The organism is Alphaproteobacteria bacterium, from assembly GCA_030680745.1.
Taxonomy (GTDB): domain Bacteria; phylum Pseudomonadota; class Alphaproteobacteria; order JAUXUR01; family JAUXUR01; genus JAUXUR01.
Genome location: JAUXUR010000077.1, coordinates 1 through 21469, shown reverse-complemented (window position 1 = coordinate 21469; position 21469 = coordinate 1). Strand labels below are relative to the sequence as shown.

Sequence of the window (21469 nt, the reverse complement as noted above, 5' to 3'; positions counted from 1 at the left end):
GTGCAGTTCTGACGACGCGACGAATTTACCCATAATCTGAGCATCATACTCAGCTATGTGTAAATGTTCAGAGTATGAGGCAAAGTCTAGGAAGAACGAGAACCGGAACGGAGTGTATTCTTCATACATGAGTACTGGAAGTGCAGTTCTGAAGACGGATTTGTCCATAATCTGAGCATCATACTCGATTATTTCAAAATATGGGTAGGAAGATGAGTGGTGAAGCACGCGGAGTGTATCTCTTTATACATGAGCATGCTGAATTCCGAAATCTGACGCCCTCCATAGTTTGAAAGAGTTAGAGTATTAGGTAGCGTGGCGACCACGTCGAAGGACAATGCCCCCCACTGCACCCAACATCAAAGCACACAAAATCGCCGTAATGCCATATATAAATGAATTGTTATGAGCAAATGCAAATAAATCTGCACTAAGACCTACTTTATTAACACTTAAGGGGGTGCTTTGGGCTGCAATCACTTGATTATCTTTAATAAGATAGACATGAACTGTATAAATACCAGGTGGAACGTTGGAGGGAAAATGCAGAATTGTTCTAAAAAGATGCGGTCCCAAAAACTTAATACGCTCTATATCGCGTCCATAAAAATTGTTGGTGCGTAATTTTTCAATTAACTCTTCTTTGTAAAAACGATATTTATTTGAAAAAAAATCTTTAGATGATTCAATATCTAATGTTTCGGGCGTAAATTCATATCGTGTAATCATATTAGGGGTTAAAATTTCATCAAGTGGGACGTCACTTGCAATGCGAAAAAAAGAGGGCATGTTGTGATATTTAATCCCCGTGCGATTCAACCAAACGCCCATTGTTTTTTCTTTTCGTTGAACAACAAAATTTTTGCGCGGCCCCTTTACCGTCACAACAATATGCCCGCCTTCGTCTACTGAACCAAATAATACGACATCAGTCCCTTTAAAATCGGTATGAATGGCTATTAAATGATGGGATAGATCAGCAACAAGCGCGTTTGGGTCAGCATGAACTGAAAACGGTATCGAAAGCATGAAAAACAAAAAGATAAATATCCTCTTCATTAGTCATCAACTCCATAGGTAACGACCGTATAAAGCGATTTTGGTTGTGCGACAAGATCATAAACAAGCTTACTGCAAAACCCTAACAATATCAGTGCTAAAAACAATCTTAAATATTCTGAACGAAAGCGATGGCTCATTTGACTACCCAAAGGTGTTCCAATGATACCGCCTAAAAGTAAAAAAAGTGCTAAAACAACGTCAACCGTTTGGTTCGTGATTGCGTGAAGCAATGTAACGGAAGACGCAATGAACACAGCTTGAAAAAGGGACGTACCCGGTACTAAAAGAATAGGAATGCGTAAAATATAAATTAAAGCGGGCACCATAATGATGCTACCAACACCTATCATCGCTAAGAAAAAACTAACGACAAAACCTGTTACAAGAAGGGCAATTAAACTTATTTCCATGCGGGCACGTGGAAAATATTTTTGATAAGGAAGATTTTTAATCCAAGGATGTTGTTCTTTTTGTAATATGGCTTCTGGTAGTAAATTGTTTACCTTTAAAACTGTCTTGATGCTTTCGAATAACATCGACGCACCAATAATGCCCAAAAGAATAACATAACTAAAGGAAATAAAGATATCAATTTGACCAATGCGTTTTAAAACACTAAAGATCCAAACGCCGAAAAGCGATCCTAATAAACCGCCTGCTAGTAGCCCAACGCCAATACGATAGTCAACGCGTCCTAGTCTGCCATAAGCAATCACACCTGAAATGGAAGACGCTATAAGTTGGTTAGATTGACTTGCCACAGCAACAGGTGCCGGAATACCTATAAAAATTAAAATGGGGGTCATTAAAAACCCACCTGTTATCCCTAGTAAACCTGATAAAAATCCAACAATAGCACCCAACCCAAAAAGAACGGATACATCAACAGACATTTCAGCAATAGGAAGATAGACTTCCATAGAAGGATACCTCTGGTATTTGATGTTACAATTTTTTTTCAAATTGTGGAGAACATAAATTTAAGAATACGCAATTTGAAAGATATATATGTTTACTACCCTACCTTAAAATTGATTTTTTTTCTAGCTTTTCTTATGCTTTCTACGCATTTGTTTTAAGGTCATGAAGATTTTAGAGAAGGTGGAGAAAATACAAAAAGATGAGTAGGCAAACCCACCCATCTTATTTGAAAAGCTTATTTTTTCATTGCAACAACGTTTGTAAAACGGCTTAGTTTTTGTTCATCAACATAAAGTTGTCCTGTCACATAATTAACTGGATTGCAATAGTTGTGATCATATGTGTGATGTTCATATGCACCATAAGGACATTTTGTCCAGATGTTGAATCTAAAATCCGCCTTATTTTTATTAAGCAATGTAATCATATCTCTATCTTTATCATTCTGTAAAAAATAGAGGTAATTACCATGGTTAGCACCATTTTTATTATAAATTTTATCATAAGCGGTTAATAAATCGTCAATCTTAGAGTTAAAAACACATTTCTTAGTTGAAAAAGTTGGATAATGATACATAACATCGATTAATAGAACATCTTCAAATAAGTTTTCACCTACCATTATGTTGTAAGTAGTTTCTACTACACCATTATCGAGTATATTTGAACTTGAAAATATTAATTTAACTTGAATATCATTTTCAATTAAATTCCCAAGTGATTTTAAAATAGATTCTTGTCCTTTTTTTGCTTTATATCTATAAATTTTACCTTCTACCGATTTCATTGCACATACTCTAACTAAAAGATCATAAATGAAATCCCTGTCTGTTTTACTGTTAAACTCAACAAAAGCTTTTTTTTCTTCTTCTGTAAATTGATCTTCGCCATTTAAATCAACTTGATTTTCATCATCGATTTGATTGTTGTTATTATTATTTATTTCTGGGTTTGGCTGTGGTCCATGAACTGCTTCTTCTTGACTATTTTCAACGGAGGTAAAAGTTGGTGTTTCATCGCCAGAGATAGTTGTTACCGCAAACAATGGTGATGTCGCGAAATTTAATGAAAGTATGGTTAACAAGGCTATAAAATATAGTCTTTTTTTCATGATAGAAATTCCTATGTAAAGTTGATGTTTAAGATTTGATTACTATAGACAATGGATAAAATTAGGTCAATATAGCTGATTGAATAATAATCACATGTGACCAAATAGTTGCAAATTATTAATTATCAATAAGTTAATTTATCTTCAGTAATCAAGATATAATCTTTAATATCTCCAAGAAATTGAGCTTTATCATAAAATGGTTTTAAATCATTTTGAATAATATTGAAAAGTTCTTGAAGATTGGGAATAACGTAATAAATTTTTTGATATTCATCGATTCGAAAATCCGTGCGCATAACACGAACGATGTCGAATGCTAAACGATGCGGTTCTGGTGATTCAAGGCAATATATGGACTCACCTTTTGACGAGACAATACCAGATCCGTAAATGCGTAAACCTTTTGGAGATTGGATAAGCCCAAATTCAACCGTAAACCAATAAAGACGTGTTACATAATCGATATAGCCTAATCTTAACCCTTCGACTCCCTTTTTACCAAATTCATGCATATAACCTGCAAAAACAGGATTTGCAAGAAGTGGGATATGACCAAAAATATCATGAAAAATATCGGGCTCTTGAAGATAATCAAGATGATCTTTGTCTCTAATAAAGGTTGTTGAGGGAAATTTTTTATCGGCCAAAAAACTAAAAAAATCTTCGCTAGGGATAAAACCATTAACGGGTAATATTTCCCATCCTGTTTTTGATTTAAGAAGTGTGTTGATTTTATCAAAATCAGGCATTGCTTTTTCATTGATATCAAGGGCTTCTAGGCAATCCAGAAATAAATCAAAAGCACGATCTTTAAGAACTTTTTCTTGTCTTTTAAACAAAAATGACCAAGTTTTGTGCTGATCTTTTGTATAGAGACTATAATCTTGTTGAATAAGATAATCCTGCATAGCAGATTCCTCACTTATCTTTTTATGATCTTATCATACCATAAAATTAATTAAATTTTGATAAATGAGGAATTTTTATTTCTAAGCGTGACGTCTATAAATACGCACGATCTGTCTTTTTTTAGAATTGCTTTTAGGTGAGACTGCAAAATTTTTAGCAAGTGATGCTTTTTTGTAAAGCTTCATTTTAGGATAAAGTCTTTCATAATTTGTGGTTTTGACTTTTCCCCAAGCTGTTAAAACGCGTTTGCAATAAGCTTGATTATATTTGGGATTGTATGAGTGGTAACATGCAATGGCCTTAGTCCATGATTTATGTTTATGAAACAAATCTTTAAGAAATTTAGCGCCATAAGCAATATTCGTTTCAGGATCAAGCGCTTCTTCAGCGGATGCAAAAGCATCTTTATGCCAATAATTATTGATTTGCATCAACCCAACGTCGAAATCGTGAATACCATTACTTTTCAAGCGTTTGATTTCTTTGATTGCTTCAGCTTTTGTGTTGAAATATTGCCCTTTGCCTTTAACTGTAACAGTCCATGGCCAAGCGCCTTGCGATTTAGATGTGGGATCCCAGCGACCAGATTCAACATGAGCAACTGCTTTTAAAAGCTGTGGCAATATGCCGTGTTCTTTTTCGGCTTTATCAAAAAGGACATGGCAATGATCTGTTTTCTTTTCAGAAACGTCCAAAGTGAATTTGTTCTGTTGCAAGGGTGCTGACAATTGCAAGCTTAAAGACAAAACGATGTTTATAAGTAAGTTCATTCAAACCTCAGTTTTTTAGATGTTAATAATAAAGCAAAATCTATGCCAACTTTTTTCAATGTTATAATTTTATGTTTTTAATAACGTTTTTATTTTATATCATTAATTGATGAATTTTTCAATATAAAAATTAATTATGGTTTACTTGTACTGTACTTATACTGAGTTCTTTTTATTTTAATTCAGTAAAATATATTTACATTTATTTGTTATCACTTTGTTTTTAGCAATAAAAAATTTTATCAAATAATTTTGATATTAACGATGATTTTGATAATAGAAATTACGTTTATTTTATGAAATTGTTTTAAGATGTTCAATCCATGATGACGTCAATTTTTCTTGCGTTGCATTTTGTACTAGACGTTGATTTAAAAAATTAAAATCAACATTATCTAAAGCTTGATCTTGATTGTTGCAGGAAAAGACGAATTTTTCTTTGCCTGTGATGGGATCAATCTGACGTTGTAAACATTGGGCACAAATTTCTTTCATCATACATTGCATCGGTGAATTAATGCTGCCGATAGCTGTGTGTTCTTTAAGATAGGGTTTTAATATTGTATAGCGGGCTTTTTGAACGGCTGCCATCATACGATCAGATCCAATAACAATGATATGATCAATGTCATTTAACTTTATCTGTTGGTCGCCTAAATCGCCTTTTGCGTAAGAAAGCATGGCTTCTACAATATTGCCAACAAAAGTAAAATCTTGCGGACGATCAATTTCAAATCCAGGTTGCGCGTCACAGCACCATAAAATATGATCAGCTGCATCTTCTATTTCTTGAACTTTATAACGATCTTCAATTTTTTTATAACCCGCAACATATAAAACTTTTGATCCTTTTTGCTTCAGTTCTTTACCAATAGAAAAAAGAACGGCATTACCTAAGCCACCACCAACTAATAATACATTTTTACCTGAGGGTAATTCTGTCGGTGTACCGGTTGGACCCATCAACAAGACTTCTTCATTGGGTTGAAGATAGGTGCATAATGACGATGATCCACCCATTTCAAGAATGATTAAGCCCAGCAACCCTTTTGATGCATCAACCCAAGACCCTGTTAAGGCAATACCTTCCATGGAGAAATTTGCTTCACTATTTTTACGAGCACTCATTTCGAAATTTTGAAGTCTATAAAATTGTCCTGGCTTAAAATTTTCGCAAGCCAACGGCGCTTTTAAAACAATTTCAACAATATTTGGTGTTAGACGATTCACCTCAGTAATAATTGCGGTGAGTTTTTCATTTATGTCATTAAAAAGTTCCTGAAAAGGTATGTCTTTTGGTTTAAGCATCTCTAAATGTTTTGAAATATAAGGATAGCCTTGTTTAGCGCTTGCCATAGCTTTAACAACATTGCCTGCAAAACTAGGATGCAAATCACCAAAATAGGATATTTTTCTATTATCATGATGCGTATATGTAAAAATGCCTATTTCGCTAGGTTTACTTGATTTTTCTGGATTTATTGTTATGCCTGCAAGGTTTTGTGCTTCAAAATATTTACCATCTGTTTTTAAAAAAGAGGTTTCGTCTTTTAACGTAATATTAGGTTGAGTTCCAGCTGCAATTAAAATTGTTTTAGCAGGTAAAATTAAATCAACATCATGATGTTTTACTTTAAGACCTTTTGTCGCTTGATATTGATCAAGCTCAATTTCAATGGGGGTGATATTTTCGATGAAATAAATACCTTCTTCGAATGCTTTTGAAACTTCTTCATGGTTTAACGTATAAGAAGGGGACTCTTGTAAGGTTTTACGATAGGCAATACTTACGCCACCCCAAGATCTAAGTAATTTAATAATATTGGGTTGACGGTCTTCAAGAATCGCTGTTTCATTTTCATGTTTAATGGCGCGTGCATGATCAAGCCAAATTTGCGCGTCTTCTTTTTCTTGAAAAGACCAATTTTGATCAACATCAATATTTTTTTGTTTTAATGTTTCATAAATATGCAAAAATTTTTCGACTTGGCGCGGATAATAAGCAAGCGCTTCTGTTGCCGTATCAATAGCTGTTAATCCACCACCAATAACAATAACTGGCAAACGTAATTCCAGATTGGCAAGATTACTTTTTTGAAATGCCCCTGTTAATTGCAAAGCCATCAAAAAATCTGAAGCCATACGAACACCTTTGGCAAGATTGTTTTTAATGGGCACAAGATTTGGTTTACCAGCACCTAAAGCAAGCGCTATATGATCAAAACCATATAAAAAGGCCTGCTCAATAGTGATGTTACTGCCTAAACGGATACCCCCTTTTAGATGAAAATGATCACGTCTCTCCAAAATGATACGCACTAATTTTAGAAAATTCTTGTCCCATCTGATGGTGATCCCATATTCAGCAACACCACCAAAACCGCCAATGACACGTTCGTCTAAATTTTCTTGAATCTCTTTAAAATAACGAATGGGTTTAAAACCGGCACCAACCAATACATTGGATAAAGGTTCAATTTTTAACCCATCAATTGCAAAAACAGCAAAACCCTCATTCAGCAAATGATGACTTAAATTAATACCAGCGGGCCCCGTCCCTGCTACCAATATTTTATGATTCGTCAAATCTTTGGGGAGCGGTCTTTCAAAATTCAGTGGATTCCAACGCGTAAGCAAAGAATATATTTCAACGCCCCAGGGCAGAGACAAAATATCGCGCAATATCTTTGTTTCAATGGCTGGAATATTAACGGGTTCTTGTTTCTGGTAAATACAAGCCTTCATACATTCATTGCAAATGCGGTGACCAGTTAATGGTAAAAGCGGATTATCAATCATGGCAATGGCTAATGCGCCCAAAATAAAACCTTCAGAAACGGATTGATTCATTTCTGAAATTTTTTCTTCTAAAGGGCACCCAGTCAGCGAAATGCTAAGTGAATTGGCTTGAAATTCTTGTGTTGTTTTAGATTTTAGGCCTTTAGAACATGAATCCTTGCCTTGATGATGACAAAAAATACAATAATGTGCTTGATCAAAAGATTGTTCTTTTGAGCATCCTTGATCTGTAAGCGAAAAGCCATTCCGTTGTCTTAACGCCGAATCATCATATTGTAATTGATTGTTTTTTTGTTGCAGATGATGAATTAAATGCTCAAAATCCAGTTTTTCGGGTAGTTTAAAAAAAGAAGATTCTTTATGCTTTTGAATGCCTTCTAATGAATATATAGCCCATCCAGCATAGTCACTTAGCAGCTTGATCTCTTTTGCATATTTTTCTTCATCTTCTAAAAAATCTAATATTCTTACTGCAAATTTTAAGTCAGACCAATCAGGTCCTAATATATCGATGACGTCTTTTTCTAAGGACGTTGCATCAATGGATTGAATTTTTTCGTTATTATAATTTTTGCCAATACGCCTTTGTATAAATATTTTTTTGGCACGTATAAGTGGTAAATAACTTAAATAATGCTCTTTTAATTGAATACTATTTTGATGCACATCAAAAAACGATCCAATAAAATCTTCAACAAAAGGCACAAGTTCTAAAAAAAACGAAGATTGTTCTTTGGTTGTAAAGTTTTTAGGATGTTCGCGCATAGCGATAAGTAATTTTTTATGCTCAGGGTTTTTGCTATTGAGTTTTTCAAGAAATAATGTGTCTAAACGTTTCAAACCTTCTAATGTGTAAAGATCTTGAAATTGAAAACCATACTGTAAATGCAATTTATTAAAATCCTAATGTATTTAACCTGTGCTTACCTAATTTAAGAAGTTTTAAAAAATATGCAATCTTTTTGTTTTTGCTTGACCCATCCTTCATTACAGTGAACAATTAGGTAGATAAACAAGAAAAATAAGAAGTTTCATGATGATGATAGACGATTTAACGCTACTTGTGGTTGAAGATAATATCTCAACACAATTTTTAATGAATGCACTTTTGTCACGCATGAAATCAGCTAAAATCATTTTTGCCAAAAACGGCAAAGAAGCGATCGATATAATTAAATCAAGATATCGTCAAAACTCCCCGATCCATTTGATGATAACAGATTGGTATATGACACCTATTGATGGTGGAGAACTTACAAAATGGGTGCGTACTTCATCAGATAGTCCCAATAAAAACCTACCTGTCATTATGGTGAGTGATTTCAATGCATCTCAACTTGAAAGTAAAATGGGTAATTTAACAATCCAAGGTTACATTACTAAACCATTTACATTTGAAGCAATTTCAAAGCAAATTGCCAATGCCATTGGACTGACGAACGCAATTGCAAGGTAATATAAAATGATTAAAAGCTTTCAAGATATCAGGATACTTCTTGTTGAAGATAGTGATCAAGTTAGGGGGCTTATTACATCGATTTTGCGTTGTTTAGGTATTGGGGATGTATTGAAGGCACGCGATGGTGGAGAGGCTATTGAGGTGTTAAAAACATACCCTCAAGATCATAGCAAACCTGGTAGTTGCGGCATAGATTTAATCATATCAGATTGGTTAATGTCGCCCGTTGATGGTATCTCACTTTTAAGATGGGTTCGTCAACATCAGGCATCACCCAATCCCTTTATTCCTTTTATTATGATTAGTGGTATTTGTGATGTTGAAAAAATAACCAGGGCACGCGATCTTGGTGGCAATGGATTTTTGTCAAAGCCTTTTTCTGTTGACGCCGTAACGGGACATTTACAACGTCTTTTAACGAATGAAAATACTTTTGTTAAAACGGATAATTTTTTTGGTCCAGACAGACGTAAAAAAGCCCGTGAAGCTTATACAATCGATCGACGCGGCCCACTCGATAAACCCGAACAGGTAAAAAAATATCGCATCTTAAGTGTGATGCCAAAAAAAAATCAAAAAACTTCAAATGAATCATCTGATGAATACCCTATTGTTGATCCACAGATTATGCGTGAGATTCGAAAAGAGCTTACTAAACAAACGCAAGGTTTTCTTGATGTCGTATTAAAGTATATCCATCTTTTAGAAAGTGATTGCAAATCCTCTGAAAACTTAGAAGAATCTAAACGTAAGCCCTTTTTTGAAAGATTGAATTCAACCTCACATGAATTGCGAGGCTTAGGAGGGATTTTTGATTACCCGCTTGTCGCTATTGTTGCGCAATCTCTTTACGATTTAACATCGATTCACGATTTATCAGATGATTGTTTAGGACTTATTAAAGATCATATAAATTCATTTAAAGCGATCCTACGTTTAAAAATCAATGGAATGGGTGGCAATATTGGCCGCGAACTGATTGATGCGCTTGATGCTGCTAATCAACGCTTTATTCATAGGAATGATCAAAAAATTATTTATAATTAAAATCAATCTACAAAACAAAAAATGAAATTGCTTCGGTTTTACCTCTCCCCTTGTGGGAGAGGTCGACGCGCAGCGACGGGTGAGGGGTGTATAAAGCGTTTACAAAGAGCAACGCCATCACGCCATAATCTAAGCATTGCCAAACAAATACGCATCTCTCCAAAATTGTAAAATACCCCTCACCCGCTCCCTTTGGTCGCGACCTCTCCCACAAGGGGAGAGGTAAAAAACTCTTCTTTTAGAGGGCTTTTGGTAAAAAATTGTTTTCACTTCTTAGAAATAAGTTGCGGAGTGTGAGAGCTGGATAGTTAAAAATGGGCTTAATTTCATTCTTTGTCATGTAAATTGAATTATTTTGTAGCGTTTTTTAAAAATATAATTAAGAAAAAAAAGTGAAATGAGCTAATGAATAAAATTGGCTGGGGCGGGAGGATTCGAACCCACGAATGGCGGTACCAAAAACCGCTGCCTTACCACTTGGCGACGCCCCAAAAGAATAATGACAAGATACAGCCTTTTTACATCTTACACAACCCCTTTTGTAGGCTTCTGCTATTAATTGATTGTTTTTATAAAGATCAAAATAAATTGTAAAATAAATTTACTAAAGTAGAAATATAAAATATTTTTTAACTTTATTTTAATCTTTTTTACAAATAATAGAACATGTACAGGTGGAGGTTGTTATGAATAATTTTATAGGCGTTCTCTATTTTATAGGCGTTTTTTTTACATCAAATGTTTTATATGCTTTTGAAGAAATATTTGTCACCAATGATGAGATATCTGAAAATGGTCTTAAGATTGAATCTATTGCGGATTGGCTTAGTAAAAAAAATATTGAACAAGATGAAAATGGTGAAGAATATTTTGATTTTTTAGACAATAGTTTATATTTAGATCCAAATGAAAGGGGCGATCGTTTGATAAATCCAAATTGTGTTCAATTAAGAAATCCATCTGATTCAGAACGTGATTTAAAAATTACACTTATTAGTATTAATCAGCAATGCTTAAACCCAATAGCATCAAATGAATGGAAATTAACCTATGTTATTAAAAATTTAGAGGATTATGATATTGAGGTCAATAATTTAAGAATTGTTCAGTCAAATCATAAAATTCAATGGCTTTTAGACAATCCAACTGATTTTCCAAAACCATTATTTGCACTACCTTTTTCATTTGATTATATGGATAGTAATGATAAAAATAGATATTTTATTATCTTAAATGCAGCCCAAGGAAAACCATTTCATGATATTATCGAGAATGAATCTATTAATAATATTATCAAAGCTTACGAAAAATTAGGTCAAGCTTTTGGAAATATGCATGTTACATTTATGGATCAATCAACATTGCTTAGTAAAGATTTATTGCAAGATGATACATTTGAAAACAATCCAATTACGCGCTACGAAAAAAAACTAACCGATTATTATAAAACAATTACCCATGGGGATGCGCATGGCGGGAATATTTATTTTGATTTTACAAAAAACCAAGTTGAAACTATTGATAATGACAGCTACGTATCGAAAACAACTGATAGCAATCCAGTTGAGGGTGATTTGTTTTCAATTTTTATTTCTTTTTTTGATGCTATGAACGAAACCGAAATATGCGCAACAACTATTTCGAACATATGCACAAACGCTAGTATTGCAATGCAAAGTTTTTTTAAAAATTATTTTTTAGCCTATCCTGAAACTGAACGTGCTGCAATAAGAATATATATTGAGCTCTTTTTAAAAGATATGTCAACTTCTACAATTGCAAATATAAAAGAAAAACAAAACATACCTTATTTTATGCCTTTTATCATATTTTCTATGGATAACGCACTTCAAATACCAGTGATTATAGAACCAAGTAAAAAAGATAAGAAATTGCCGAACGTATTAAAAATTCAGAAAAAAATTAAAAAGCCAAAACCAAAATCTAAAAGTAATCGTTATCAGGTAGATTTTAAAAAAAGGCATACGATAAACTGAATTGGCTGGGGCGGGAGGATTCGAACCCACGAATGGCGGTACCAAAAACCGCTGCCTTACCACTTGGCGACGCCCCAAAAGAATAGAGAAAATATACAGTCTTTTTATAGCCCATGCAAGCCTTTTTAAACATTTTTGTGTTGGTGTGTATTAACTTTATAATGTTTTTTGATATGCTTACCAAAAGAATGGAGCCATCTTGTTAAAGTTTTAACACCATAAAAAAACAGCTCAATTATATAAAATGACGATATTTATTTAGTGATTTTAGCCACAACAATTATGGCTTTGATCTTTGACTTCAACTTGAACTTCATGCGTGCCCGCTATTTCAAAAGTAAGCTTCATATGTAGTCTGTCGCCAACATTAAATTGTTTTTTAAGACCAAAAAGCATGACGTGACGTCCGCGTGGCTTGAGCATTACTTTTTCATTGGCTCTCAATTCAATTGCTTTTGTTTCAACCATTTTTGCAACGCCCTGCGCGTCCACGATATGATCGTGAAGTTCAATACGATCAGCAAGATCTAGTGCTTCAGCCTTAATTAATTTATCGTTAGTTCCTGAAATTAATTCCATATAAATGGCAGCATTTTTTTGATCTTTAGCCGTGTTTTTTGCCCAGGGATTAGTGATTGTTACGGTTCCGATATAGTATTTTACATTTGGTTCTTCAGCTTTATTTTCGGCAAAAAGTGGAGATGCAGCAATAAGAAGAGAAAGACAGAAAATTACGTTTTTAATCATGATGTTAACCCTTAAGATATAGTTAATGCAAACTCGGAAATTAATTTTATAGGAAACCTATAGTTTCCGTCGTTGCGATGAGCCCCAAATAAAAAGGGGCGAAGAAGCAATCCAGAAAATAGCCTTTCAAAGGCTAACATGTTGATTTTAGGACTGGATTGCTGCACCCCCTATGGGGGTTCGCAACGACGAAGCCATTTGGTTTTTTTTAATTCAATTGGTTATGCTTTAGTTCGTCTGTTTTTTAATTTCCAAGTTCACGTCGTTAGTAATTTAAACTAACTTACACCAAACAGGCGCATGATCAGATGCTTTTGTTGCAGCACGCATTTCTTTGTCAATACCTGTGTCTAAAAGGCCATCGGTGGCTTTTGGAGAGAGTAAAAGATGATCTATCCGTAAACCTTCATTTTTAGGCCAAGCACCAGCCCTATAATCCCACCACGAAAAGGATTGTTCGTTGGGGTAGATTGCTCTGAAACTGTCATAATAACCCAAATGTAGTAATTTTCGAAAGGCATTACGTTCAGCTGTTGAGCAAAGAATTTGATTTCCCAAAGCTTCCGGATCATAAACATCAATATCGTAAGGCGCCACGTTATAATCGCCACCAATGATCGTTTGATCATTATTGCGTAAAAGTTGTTGTAGATGTGTGTAAAGTCGTTCATAGAATTTCAGTTTATATTGGTATTTTTCACTGCCTACTTCTTGACCATTGGGCACATAAACGGATGCTACATGATACGGTCCGCAAAGCGCTTCTATATAACGCGCCTCTAGATCTTCATCATCACCTGGCAAACCTTTTACAACATTACTAATGGGTAATTTTGAAAGAATGGCGACACCGTTATAAGTTTTTTGTCCATGTATTGCGGCGTTATAGCCTAGATTTTGGATTTCATCATAAGGAAAAACGTCATCTTGCGCTTTAAGCTCTTGCAATAACATAATATCTGGCTGACGATTTTTTAAAAACTGTACTAAATGCTCTAAACGAACACGGATGGAATTAACATTCCAGGAAACAATAAGGGTCATAATAACTCTCTAGTGCATCTAAATTAAACTACCCAGATTATGAGGAAAAATCTAGGAAAGGTGAGAACCATAGCTACATGTACTAAAGTACATGAGCACTGCCAGTTTATATATTTTGGGCAAACTTGACGACGAATTTACCCATAGGATGGGTAGTTATATCGCAAATGAATTGCCACATCCGCAAGAGGCGGTAGCATTAGGGTTTTTAATTTGAAAGGATGCGCCAATAAGTTCTTCCACATAATCCAAGGTCATCCCTTCAAGAAGACCTAAAGACGTTTCATCAACAACAAGTTTAATATTATTTTGATCGAAGATTTTATCGTCGTCATTAAGCTGATCATCGAGTTCAATCTTATATTGAAATCCCGAGCATCCGCCACCTAAAACGATAATGCGCAGCATCAAATTTGGCTTATTGCGCTTTGCAATAAGCGTTAAGATACGTTTGGCTGCATTTTCAGTAACTGTGACATGGGACATAATTTAAACTCCATAGGCCTATATCCTACTATTTGGTGATTGTTGCTTAAAAGTCAAATGCTCTTTTGGCGTAATCGAACAGGCAATTTAATAAGAATCAGAGACAATGAAATAAAAATAAAAATCCCTCCTTCTAATTGAGCTGCATTGATAGGTTCGTCGTAAAATAAATAGATCCATAAAAGCGCAAAAGACGGTGATAAAAGACAAGGGATAAGGCAATAATATCCTGGCAAACGTGACATAGAAAAAGAATTCAAACCCTGTCCCATAAGTTGCACCAAAAAAGCTGTAAGGATGACGCCTATCCAATTATTTAAAGAAATTGTCCATAACGACACATCAGAAATAATAAAAAGAGGTAATGCAAAAAGAGTCGCTGAAAAAGTAATCAAGGGAATTGACTGATTGCTGCTCATTTTATTGGATAATTGACGAATGCCTATAAAATAGAGTGCATAAAAAACGGAACATCCTAAGCTAATAAGATCACCTATCCATAAATCGGCTGAAAGATCAAAATTATCGTAAAACAATAGATAGATTCCAAAAGTGGCAAAAAGAAGACCAAACCAAGCAGATATATCCAAATGTTCTTTCAAGAAAAAATAGGCTAAAAAAACAACAATGATGGGCGATAAATTGCCTAAAAAGATAACATTGGCGTGGCTTGTATAATTGAAAGCTGTGTACCAACAAAAAAGACTTGCTGTGAAATTAAACCCTGTGAACAATATCCAAAAAATAGTGGATCTTGGTCTTGTTTTCGTTGGTGTTATAAAAGAATTTGGGAAATAAATACTTAAAAAAGTTGATGCAAAAATCAAACGCATAAAAAGAAGAATTGTAGGATCAATTTCAGAAAATCGTCCTAAAATGGCACTTGTGGACAGAAAAAATGATGCCAGAATCAATACGAGGATCGAAATCGTCTTTTGTTCAAAAAAATTTAAGAAGGTTGATTTTGTATCATTCATTCTTTAGGCTTTATGATTGGGCCAAGATGACATTTTACATGTGAATAGGATTTAAATCAAACCATGCTTCTCAATGCTTCAAAATCGCTTCTTTTGGTGATCGATATTCAAGAAAAGTTGTTTCCTCTACAGGCTGAAAAAGAACTTATTCTAAAGGGAACAGAATTTCTTCTTGATGTTGCACAAATTTTAACTGTTCCATCTATTTTATCAGAACAATATCCGAAAGGACTTGGTAAAACAATTTCTGAAATTGATGTTTATAATTTGAAATCGTTTGAAAAAACATGCTTTTCCTGCGCAGAAGATGAACCTATTGTTGAGTATCTTAAAAGCACAAAAAGATCACAAATTGTAATTGTAGGCATGGAAGCTCATATTTGTGTATTACAAACGGCCATAGGCTTACAGATGCAAGGGTTTCAAGTTTTCGTTGTTGAAGACGCTATTTCATCGCGTCAATTATCGGATAAAAAAGCTGCTTTAAAACGTATGACGCATTGTGCTGTTCAGATCGTTACAAAAGAAATGGTAACCTATGAATGGCTTCACAGATCAGGCACAGATGCATTTAACGAGATCAATCATATGATCAAAAATCAATAATGTATCCCGTTGTTTTACTTTCTGGCTTGTTATGTGATGCTGAATTATGGATTCACCAAAAGCAAGCCCTTGAAAATGAATTCGACTTTATTATTCCGGATTTAACGCAACACGAAAATATTATTGAAATGGTTTCAACACTTTTGAGTGTTTTACCTGAAAAATTTGCACTTTGTGGTTTTTCAATGGGCGGCTATGTTGCATTTGAAATTTTAAGACAAGCGCCAGATCGCGTTCAAAAAATAGCTTTTATCAACACGACCCATCGTATCGACGAGCCTGCTATTCGCCAAAGACGTCTTGATTTTATTGAACTTGCGTCACGAGGCAAATTTAAGGGTGTAACACCCCAATTAATGAAAAGTCTTGTAGATAAAAGCAATATTCATAACCAATCTATACGTGATACTGTTTTCGGTATGGCCAAACGTGTGGGCCAAGAAGGTTTCATTCGTCAAGAAAAAGCGATTCTTTCACGTATTGATAGCACATCTTTATTACACCAGATTAATGTGCCGACATTGATTATTGGGGGACAGAATGATCAGTTGATTTCTGTTGAGCATCAAGTAGACATGCATCGGTTGATTCCAAAAGCATGCTTAAGATTAATCGAAAATGCGGGTCACATAACACCGTTAGAAGCACCTGATCTTGTAACGGAATATTTAAAAGAATGGCTACATAGCTAAAGGCCATGCAGCCGTGAATAATTCTATAACTACATCCCATTAAGCGGTTTGCGACCAATAAAAGCTAATGCTTCAATGCCATTTGCTGAATTTACTTTTTCAAGGCTTTTTTCTAACAATGAGATTTCTTCAAAATACTCCAGAATGAAACCAGTTTCACATATGGCCTTTGATAAAACATCAAAATCAAGCATGTGAAATTCAGGTTGAATTATATCTGCCATGAACGGCGAAAATGACCATACGTTCTTAGTGTAACCTGGCCATTTTTCGCCTTTTTGTTTTCCTTCCTCCATTGCTTTACGCAAGCCTTCTAATTGCCGAACATAAGGCGCGCTCACAAGGATAAATATTTTGCCACCAGGTTTTAATTTTTCGAATGAAATTTTGAGCGCACGCTCAATTTGAGGACCATCAAAAAAATGAAGAACACGTGCTATGAGGATGCCATCTAAATGATCACTATCTTTGGGCCAAGTGACTTTATCTGGAAAACTACCCGGCATAAACGCCATTTTTGATCTGAGTTCGGGATCAATGCGGTTTTCTAAAATTTTTATTTGTTTTTCATCGATATCATTGGCAATACCATAGCTTGCACCGGCTTTTAGCGCTTGAATGCTTGCTTCGCCGAAAGCTGCACCTACATCTAAAAATCGTCCTTTTGTTTGACCCATAAAATCAAGAAATCTTTTAATAAGTATATCTGGTTTTGTAACCATATAACCCATATTATTGAGGGTCTTAACCAATCCTACAACATTTGGTTCTGGCATTTTAAGTGTTTCAGAGGCAGGTTCAGATTTATCTTCAGCATGGATAGGCTGCATATAGCATAATGTAAAAATAAATGTTGTTAGTTTTTTAAGCATTTTTTCCTCTTTTTCTTTTTATACATTAGTCGTCGACATTTAGTGTTTCAGTAATAAATGCTCAGATTATGCAGCAAAGTTTAGAAAAGTCGAGAACCGCACGGAATGTACCTCTTTGTACAGAATACCAGAAGTGCAGACTTGACGACGAATTTGTCCATAATACGCCATTTATAGTCGATAGATTTGAGAAGTAGACAAGGAACAACGAGCGAAGTGTATCCTAATATACATGAGTGAGACGTGACGATGTATCCTTCCAATGTCTATCGACTATAATTAGTCTATGCCGATTTCTTTTCTTATGTAGGCTATCTTTTGTTGTGCTATGGGTCGTATTCTTGCAGCACCTGTTTTTAGAATTGCTTCAATTTTTGATGGATCTGCCATCAATTCCAAGTATTTTTGACGTGGTTGTTCTAAGCGCTCTTCAAGAGCTTTCAACAATTCTTTTTTAGCGTCTCCCCAGCCAATGCCTTTTTGATAGCCCTCTGAAAAAGCAGCAATTTCAGCATCAGTGCCAAAATGTGTATATAATTGAAATATAGTTGAGCTTTTGGGATCTTTAGGCTCATGCGGCAAGGTTGAATCTGTAACAATGCGCATGACTAGTTTTTTCAGCTGAGAAGGTTCAGCAAAAATAGGAATCGTATTATCGTAGCTTTTACTCATTTTTCTGCCATCAAGGCCAGGAATGATTGTGGCATCTTTAGCGAGGGATGCAATGGGCAATTTTAAAAGAGGTTTACCGTAATGCGTATTAATGCGTAACGCTATATCACGTGCAATTTCAATATGTTGAACTTGGTCTTGACCAACAGGCACAACATCAACATCAAATATTAAAATATCTGCAGCCATAAGAATGGGATATGTATAAATGCCCATATTAATATTGATATCATTATCTTGTTTTTGAGCTGCTTCATTTTCGGCAACTAAAGATTTATAAGCATGTGCGCGATTCATCAGCCCTTTAGCAGTATAACAAGACAAAATCCAAGATAGTTCAGTGATTTCAGGCACATCCGATTGACAATAAAAATGCACTTTTTCGGGATCTAAACCTAAAGCAAGCCAAGTCGCTGCGACTTCATAAATATAATTTTTAAGAATCTTGGGGGCTAGATTAATGGTGAGTGAATGGTAATCAGCAATAAAGTAATAAGCTTTGGCGTGCGCATTTTCAGCAAGCGTTAAAGCGGGTTTAATGGTGCCTATGTAATTCCCTAGATGGGGTGCGCCTGTAGGTTTAATGCCTGTTAAGTACGTTTTCATTATACTCTTTCTGTTTCAAGCTGTGGAGGGCGTCAGACTTGGGATTCGAAATGCTCATGTATGAAGAAATACACTCCGCATATCTCACCGCGCGCCTTCCTACCCACATTTTGAAACCGTTTGAGTATAATAACAAATTGGTGTCATCAGTGGGGTATTTCCAATTTAACGAGTATAAACACAAACGAAAGATAAATCATCTGTTTCGTGTGTAGCCTCTTGAATTATTTTCATATGCTTCCCAAATCTAGGAAATGGTTATTATAGAAAAAATTTCTTCTTTTTGCGATCCTGAAACAGGTTTAGAGGGAATTTTTTTCAAACTTCAGCCAATACCTTCTCAAGATTTAATGCGCTTAGATCGATTTTTAGTAGAAGCCTTGCCTGATTTATCGCGTTCTCGGGTACAAGATCTCATTCAGCACAATCACGTTAAATGTTTAAAGGCTTTTAAGCTAACAGCATCGACTAAAGTCAGATCCGCTTATGTATATGATCTATTTATTCCCAATCCTGAATCAGCAATCCCCTTACCTCAAGATATAGAATTATCGATTGTTTATGAAGATGATGATTTAATTGTGCTTGATAAGCCTGCGGGCCTTGTTATGCATCCAGCACCAGGCAATCAGGATTACACCTTGGTCAATGCGTTGTTGCATCATTGTGGAGATTCTTTGTCAGGTATTGGTGGGGTGAAAAGACCTGGTATTGTTCATCGATTAGACAAGGATACCTCGGGTCTTATTGTCGTTGCTAAAAATGATCTAACACACCAGGATTTAACACGACAATTTTCGGAAAGATCTATAGATCGCGCTTATAAAGCGCTCGTTTGGGGCGTTCCAAGTCCCAAAGAAGGTGATATCGAAGGTGATATTGGACGGCACCCCACAAATCGTAAAAAAATGGCTATTGTTCAAAAAAATGGTCGTTATGCATTGACACATTATAAAGTTGATCAAACTTTTGCCATGATTGCATCTTTAGTGGACTGCAAATTGGCGACAGGTAGAACACATCAAATCCGCGTGCATTTAGCGTCAAAAGGGCATTCAATCATTGGTGATCCCGTTTATGGGGGGCTTAAAATACCAAGCGTTCTTAAAAATGATGAAATAAAACAAGAGATTCAGAAATGTAACAGGCAAATGTTACATGCGTATCGTTTGGGTTTTATTCACCCCTCAAGTAAAAAACATTTGTTTTTTGAATCTAATATTACGGATGATTACAAATTTATTATAAATTTGTTTGATAAATTGTAGACGTAGTGTGATAATTATAGTAGTATTAATTATTATTTAAACAGATTGAAAATCATGTTTCTTACGGTTATGCTCTGAGAAACATAAAAGGGAGTTTATAGATGGCTAGTACAAGTCTCATTCCTGTTCTTGATAGTGATTCTGGATTAACGCGCTATTTGCGCGAAATCCGACGTATACCCCTTTTAGAGCCACAGGAAGAGCAAGATTTAGCAAAATTATGGCGTGACGAACAAGACCTTGATGCTGCACATCGCTTGGTTACAAGTCATTTACGTCTAGTTGCTAAAATTGCAATGGGTTTCAGAGGGTATGGTTTACCTGTTAATGAACTTATTTCTGAAGGCAATATTGGTCTTATGCAAGCTGTAAAAAAATTCGATCCTGAAAAAGGTTTTCGTCTTGCAACCTATGCAATGTGGTGGATTAGAGCTTCTATTCAAGAATATATTTTGCGTTCTTGGTCTTTGGTTAAAATGGGCACAACGTCCGCTCAAAAAAAATTATTCTTTAATTTAAGACGATTAAAAGGCGAGATTCAAGCCATTGAAGAAGGTGATTTAACCCCTGAACATTTAAAACACATTGCAACCAAACTTGACGTCACAGAACGTGAAGTGATCGATATGAATAGACGTATGCTCAGCCATGATTATTCTACAAATTCACCCCTAAAGATTGATGGGGATGGTGAATGGCAAGATTTTATGCCGGATGATACAATTGATCAAGAAACAGCGCTTGGTGAACAGCAAGAGCTTCAAAAAAGAAGCGCTCTTTTGGGTGAAGCCATGAGCATTTTAAACGATCGTGAAAAACAAATCATTATAAGCCGCAGACTTAACGATACCCCTGAAACACTTGAAGAATTGAGCGTAAAATACGGTATTTCACGCGAACGCATTCGTCAAATAGAAGTCAGGGCATATGAAAAAATTCGTGATTATGTTTTGAATGCAGCTGAAGACGATTTGAAAGCTGCTTCTTAATATTTTGTTCACTCCATAAAGAACAATAAAAAATTTTGTCTAATTTTATTGAAATTGTTTTTGTTGTTTTTACTTATTATTTTTTATATATAAATACAAAATTGCATTTAAAATTGTAAAAAAAATATTTTATAGCACAATTATAATAGAACGATAAATAATTTAAAAGCACCTACAACACGTATGTGTTTTTAGAAAAAATGTAAAGGAGGAATGAAATGTATAGTGAAATGAGTTGAAAATCTTACAAAGTTGCTATAAAACAATGTGTTATGAGTTATTCAGTAGATTTAAGAGAGAAAGTGCTCTCTTACATTGAAGAAGGAGGAAAAAAATCTGCAGCAAGTAAATTGTTTAAGATTTCTCGTTCAGCAATAGATGAATGGTTGTTAAGAAAAAAAGTGAGAGGACATTTAAATCCTGATGAATATT

General features: G+C 34.9%; 19 protein-coding genes and 2 tRNA genes. 7 read left to right on the top strand and 14 right to left on the bottom strand.

Annotated features, from left to right (window positions below):
• Positions 1-306 precede the first annotated feature (306 nt).
• From Q8L85_09260 to Q8L85_09235, 6 genes are all read right to left on the bottom strand, one after another.
• Positions 307-1059 carry a TIGR02186 family protein gene (locus Q8L85_09260; GenBank protein MDP1724872.1) on the bottom strand — a complete coding sequence of 251 codons (753 nt, stop codon included), beginning with the start codon at positions 1057-1059 and terminating at the stop codon, positions 307-309.
• Complete coding sequence (locus Q8L85_09255) at positions 1059-1982, bottom strand: sulfite exporter TauE/SafE family protein (GenBank protein ID MDP1724871.1); 924 nt, start codon at positions 1980-1982, stop codon at positions 1059-1061. The genes Q8L85_09260 and Q8L85_09255 overlap by 1 nt, the downstream gene beginning before the upstream one ends.
• Before the next feature lie 236 nt (positions 1983-2218).
• Positions 2219-3094: a hypothetical protein gene (locus tag Q8L85_09250; GenBank protein MDP1724870.1), complete on the bottom strand. Its 876-nt coding sequence runs from the start codon at positions 3092-3094 to the stop codon at positions 2219-2221.
• Positions 3095-3219: 125 nt separating this feature from the next.
• Positions 3220-4005, bottom strand: coding sequence for a phenylalanine 4-monooxygenase (phhA, locus tag Q8L85_09245; GenBank protein ID MDP1724869.1), 786 nt, complete (start codon positions 4003-4005; stop codon positions 3220-3222).
• A gap of 81 nt (positions 4006-4086) precedes the next feature.
• Positions 4087-4776 carry a lytic transglycosylase domain-containing protein gene (locus Q8L85_09240; protein ID MDP1724868.1) on the bottom strand — a complete coding sequence of 230 codons (690 nt, stop codon included), beginning with the start codon at positions 4774-4776 and terminating at the stop codon, positions 4087-4089.
• A gap of 294 nt (positions 4777-5070) precedes the next feature.
• Positions 5071-8466 carry an FAD-dependent oxidoreductase gene (locus Q8L85_09235; protein MDP1724867.1) on the bottom strand — a complete coding sequence of 1132 codons (3396 nt, stop codon included), beginning with the start codon at positions 8464-8466 and terminating at the stop codon, positions 5071-5073.
• 142 nt (positions 8467-8608) lie between these two features.
• On the opposite strand from Q8L85_09235, the gene Q8L85_09230 reads away from it, so the two are divergent.
• On the top strand, positions 8609-9031 hold the full coding sequence (locus Q8L85_09230; GenBank protein MDP1724866.1) for a response regulator: 423 nt from the start codon (positions 8609-8611) through the stop codon (positions 9029-9031).
• A 6-nt stretch (positions 9032-9037) separates the two neighbouring features.
• On the top strand, positions 9038-10081 hold the full coding sequence (locus tag Q8L85_09225) for a response regulator (protein MDP1724865.1): 1044 nt from the start codon (positions 9038-9040) through the stop codon (positions 10079-10081).
• 416 nt (positions 10082-10497) lie between these two features.
• Here the strand turns inward: Q8L85_09225 and Q8L85_09220 are convergent.
• A tRNA-Gln gene (locus tag Q8L85_09220) sits at positions 10498-10572 on the bottom strand.
• 195 nt (positions 10573-10767) lie between these two features.
• On the opposite strand from Q8L85_09220, the gene Q8L85_09215 reads away from it, so the two are divergent.
• Positions 10768-12078 carry a hypothetical protein gene (locus Q8L85_09215; protein ID MDP1724864.1) on the top strand — a complete coding sequence of 437 codons (1311 nt, stop codon included), beginning with the start codon at positions 10768-10770 and terminating at the stop codon, positions 12076-12078.
• A 2-nt stretch (positions 12079-12080) separates the two neighbouring features.
• On the opposite strand, the gene Q8L85_09210 is transcribed toward Q8L85_09215, so the two are convergent.
• From Q8L85_09210 to Q8L85_09190, 5 genes are all read right to left on the bottom strand, one after another.
• A tRNA-Gln gene (locus Q8L85_09210) sits at positions 12081-12155 on the bottom strand.
• A 190-nt stretch (positions 12156-12345) separates the two neighbouring features.
• Positions 12346-12825, bottom strand: a complete 480-nt coding sequence (locus Q8L85_09205) for a copper chaperone PCu(A)C (protein MDP1724863.1) — start codon at positions 12823-12825, stop codon at positions 12346-12348.
• A 273-nt stretch (positions 12826-13098) separates the two neighbouring features.
• Positions 13099-13869 carry an exodeoxyribonuclease III gene (xth, locus tag Q8L85_09200; GenBank protein ID MDP1724862.1) on the bottom strand — a complete coding sequence of 257 codons (771 nt, stop codon included), beginning with the start codon at positions 13867-13869 and terminating at the stop codon, positions 13099-13101.
• A gap of 156 nt (positions 13870-14025) precedes the next feature.
• The gene (erpA, locus tag Q8L85_09195; protein ID MDP1724861.1) at positions 14026-14355 is read right to left on the bottom strand and encodes an iron-sulfur cluster insertion protein ErpA; all 330 of its coding nucleotides are present in this window, start codon (positions 14353-14355) and stop codon (positions 14026-14028) included.
• A 53-nt stretch (positions 14356-14408) separates the two neighbouring features.
• The gene (locus Q8L85_09190) at positions 14409-15332 is read right to left on the bottom strand and encodes a DMT family transporter (GenBank protein ID MDP1724860.1); all 924 of its coding nucleotides are present in this window, start codon (positions 15330-15332) and stop codon (positions 14409-14411) included.
• 63 nt (positions 15333-15395) lie between these two features.
• On the opposite strand from Q8L85_09190, the gene Q8L85_09185 reads away from it, so the two are divergent.
• Both Q8L85_09185 and Q8L85_09180 read left to right on the top strand, forming a co-directional pair.
• Positions 15396-15938, top strand: coding sequence for a hydrolase (locus Q8L85_09185; GenBank protein MDP1724859.1), 543 nt, complete (start codon positions 15396-15398; stop codon positions 15936-15938).
• Positions 15938-16630: an alpha/beta hydrolase gene (locus tag Q8L85_09180; protein MDP1724858.1), complete on the top strand. Its 693-nt coding sequence runs from the start codon at positions 15938-15940 to the stop codon at positions 16628-16630. Before Q8L85_09185 ends, Q8L85_09180 begins: the two co-directional genes overlap by 1 nt.
• Positions 16631-16659: 29 nt before the next feature.
• Here Q8L85_09180 and Q8L85_09175 read toward each other — a convergent pair whose 3' ends face one another.
• Together Q8L85_09175 and Q8L85_09170 are read right to left on the bottom strand one after the other, a co-directional pair.
• Positions 16660-17502, bottom strand: a complete 843-nt coding sequence (locus Q8L85_09175) for a class I SAM-dependent methyltransferase (protein ID MDP1724857.1) — start codon at positions 17500-17502, stop codon at positions 16660-16662.
• A 279-nt stretch (positions 17503-17781) separates the two neighbouring features.
• On the bottom strand, positions 17782-18780 hold the full coding sequence (locus tag Q8L85_09170; protein ID MDP1724856.1) for a tryptophan--tRNA ligase: 999 nt from the start codon (positions 18778-18780) through the stop codon (positions 17782-17784).
• Positions 18781-19034: 254 nt separating this feature from the next.
• On the opposite strand from Q8L85_09170, the gene Q8L85_09165 reads away from it, so the two are divergent.
• Together Q8L85_09165 and rpoH are read left to right on the top strand one after the other, a co-directional pair.
• Positions 19035-20048, top strand: a complete 1014-nt coding sequence (locus Q8L85_09165) for an RluA family pseudouridine synthase (GenBank protein ID MDP1724855.1) — start codon at positions 19035-19037, stop codon at positions 20046-20048.
• Positions 20049-20149: 101 nt separating this feature from the next.
• Positions 20150-21037 carry an RNA polymerase sigma factor RpoH gene (gene rpoH, locus Q8L85_09160; protein ID MDP1724854.1) on the top strand — a complete coding sequence of 296 codons (888 nt, stop codon included), beginning with the start codon at positions 20150-20152 and terminating at the stop codon, positions 21035-21037.
• Positions 21038-21469 lie beyond the last annotated feature (432 nt).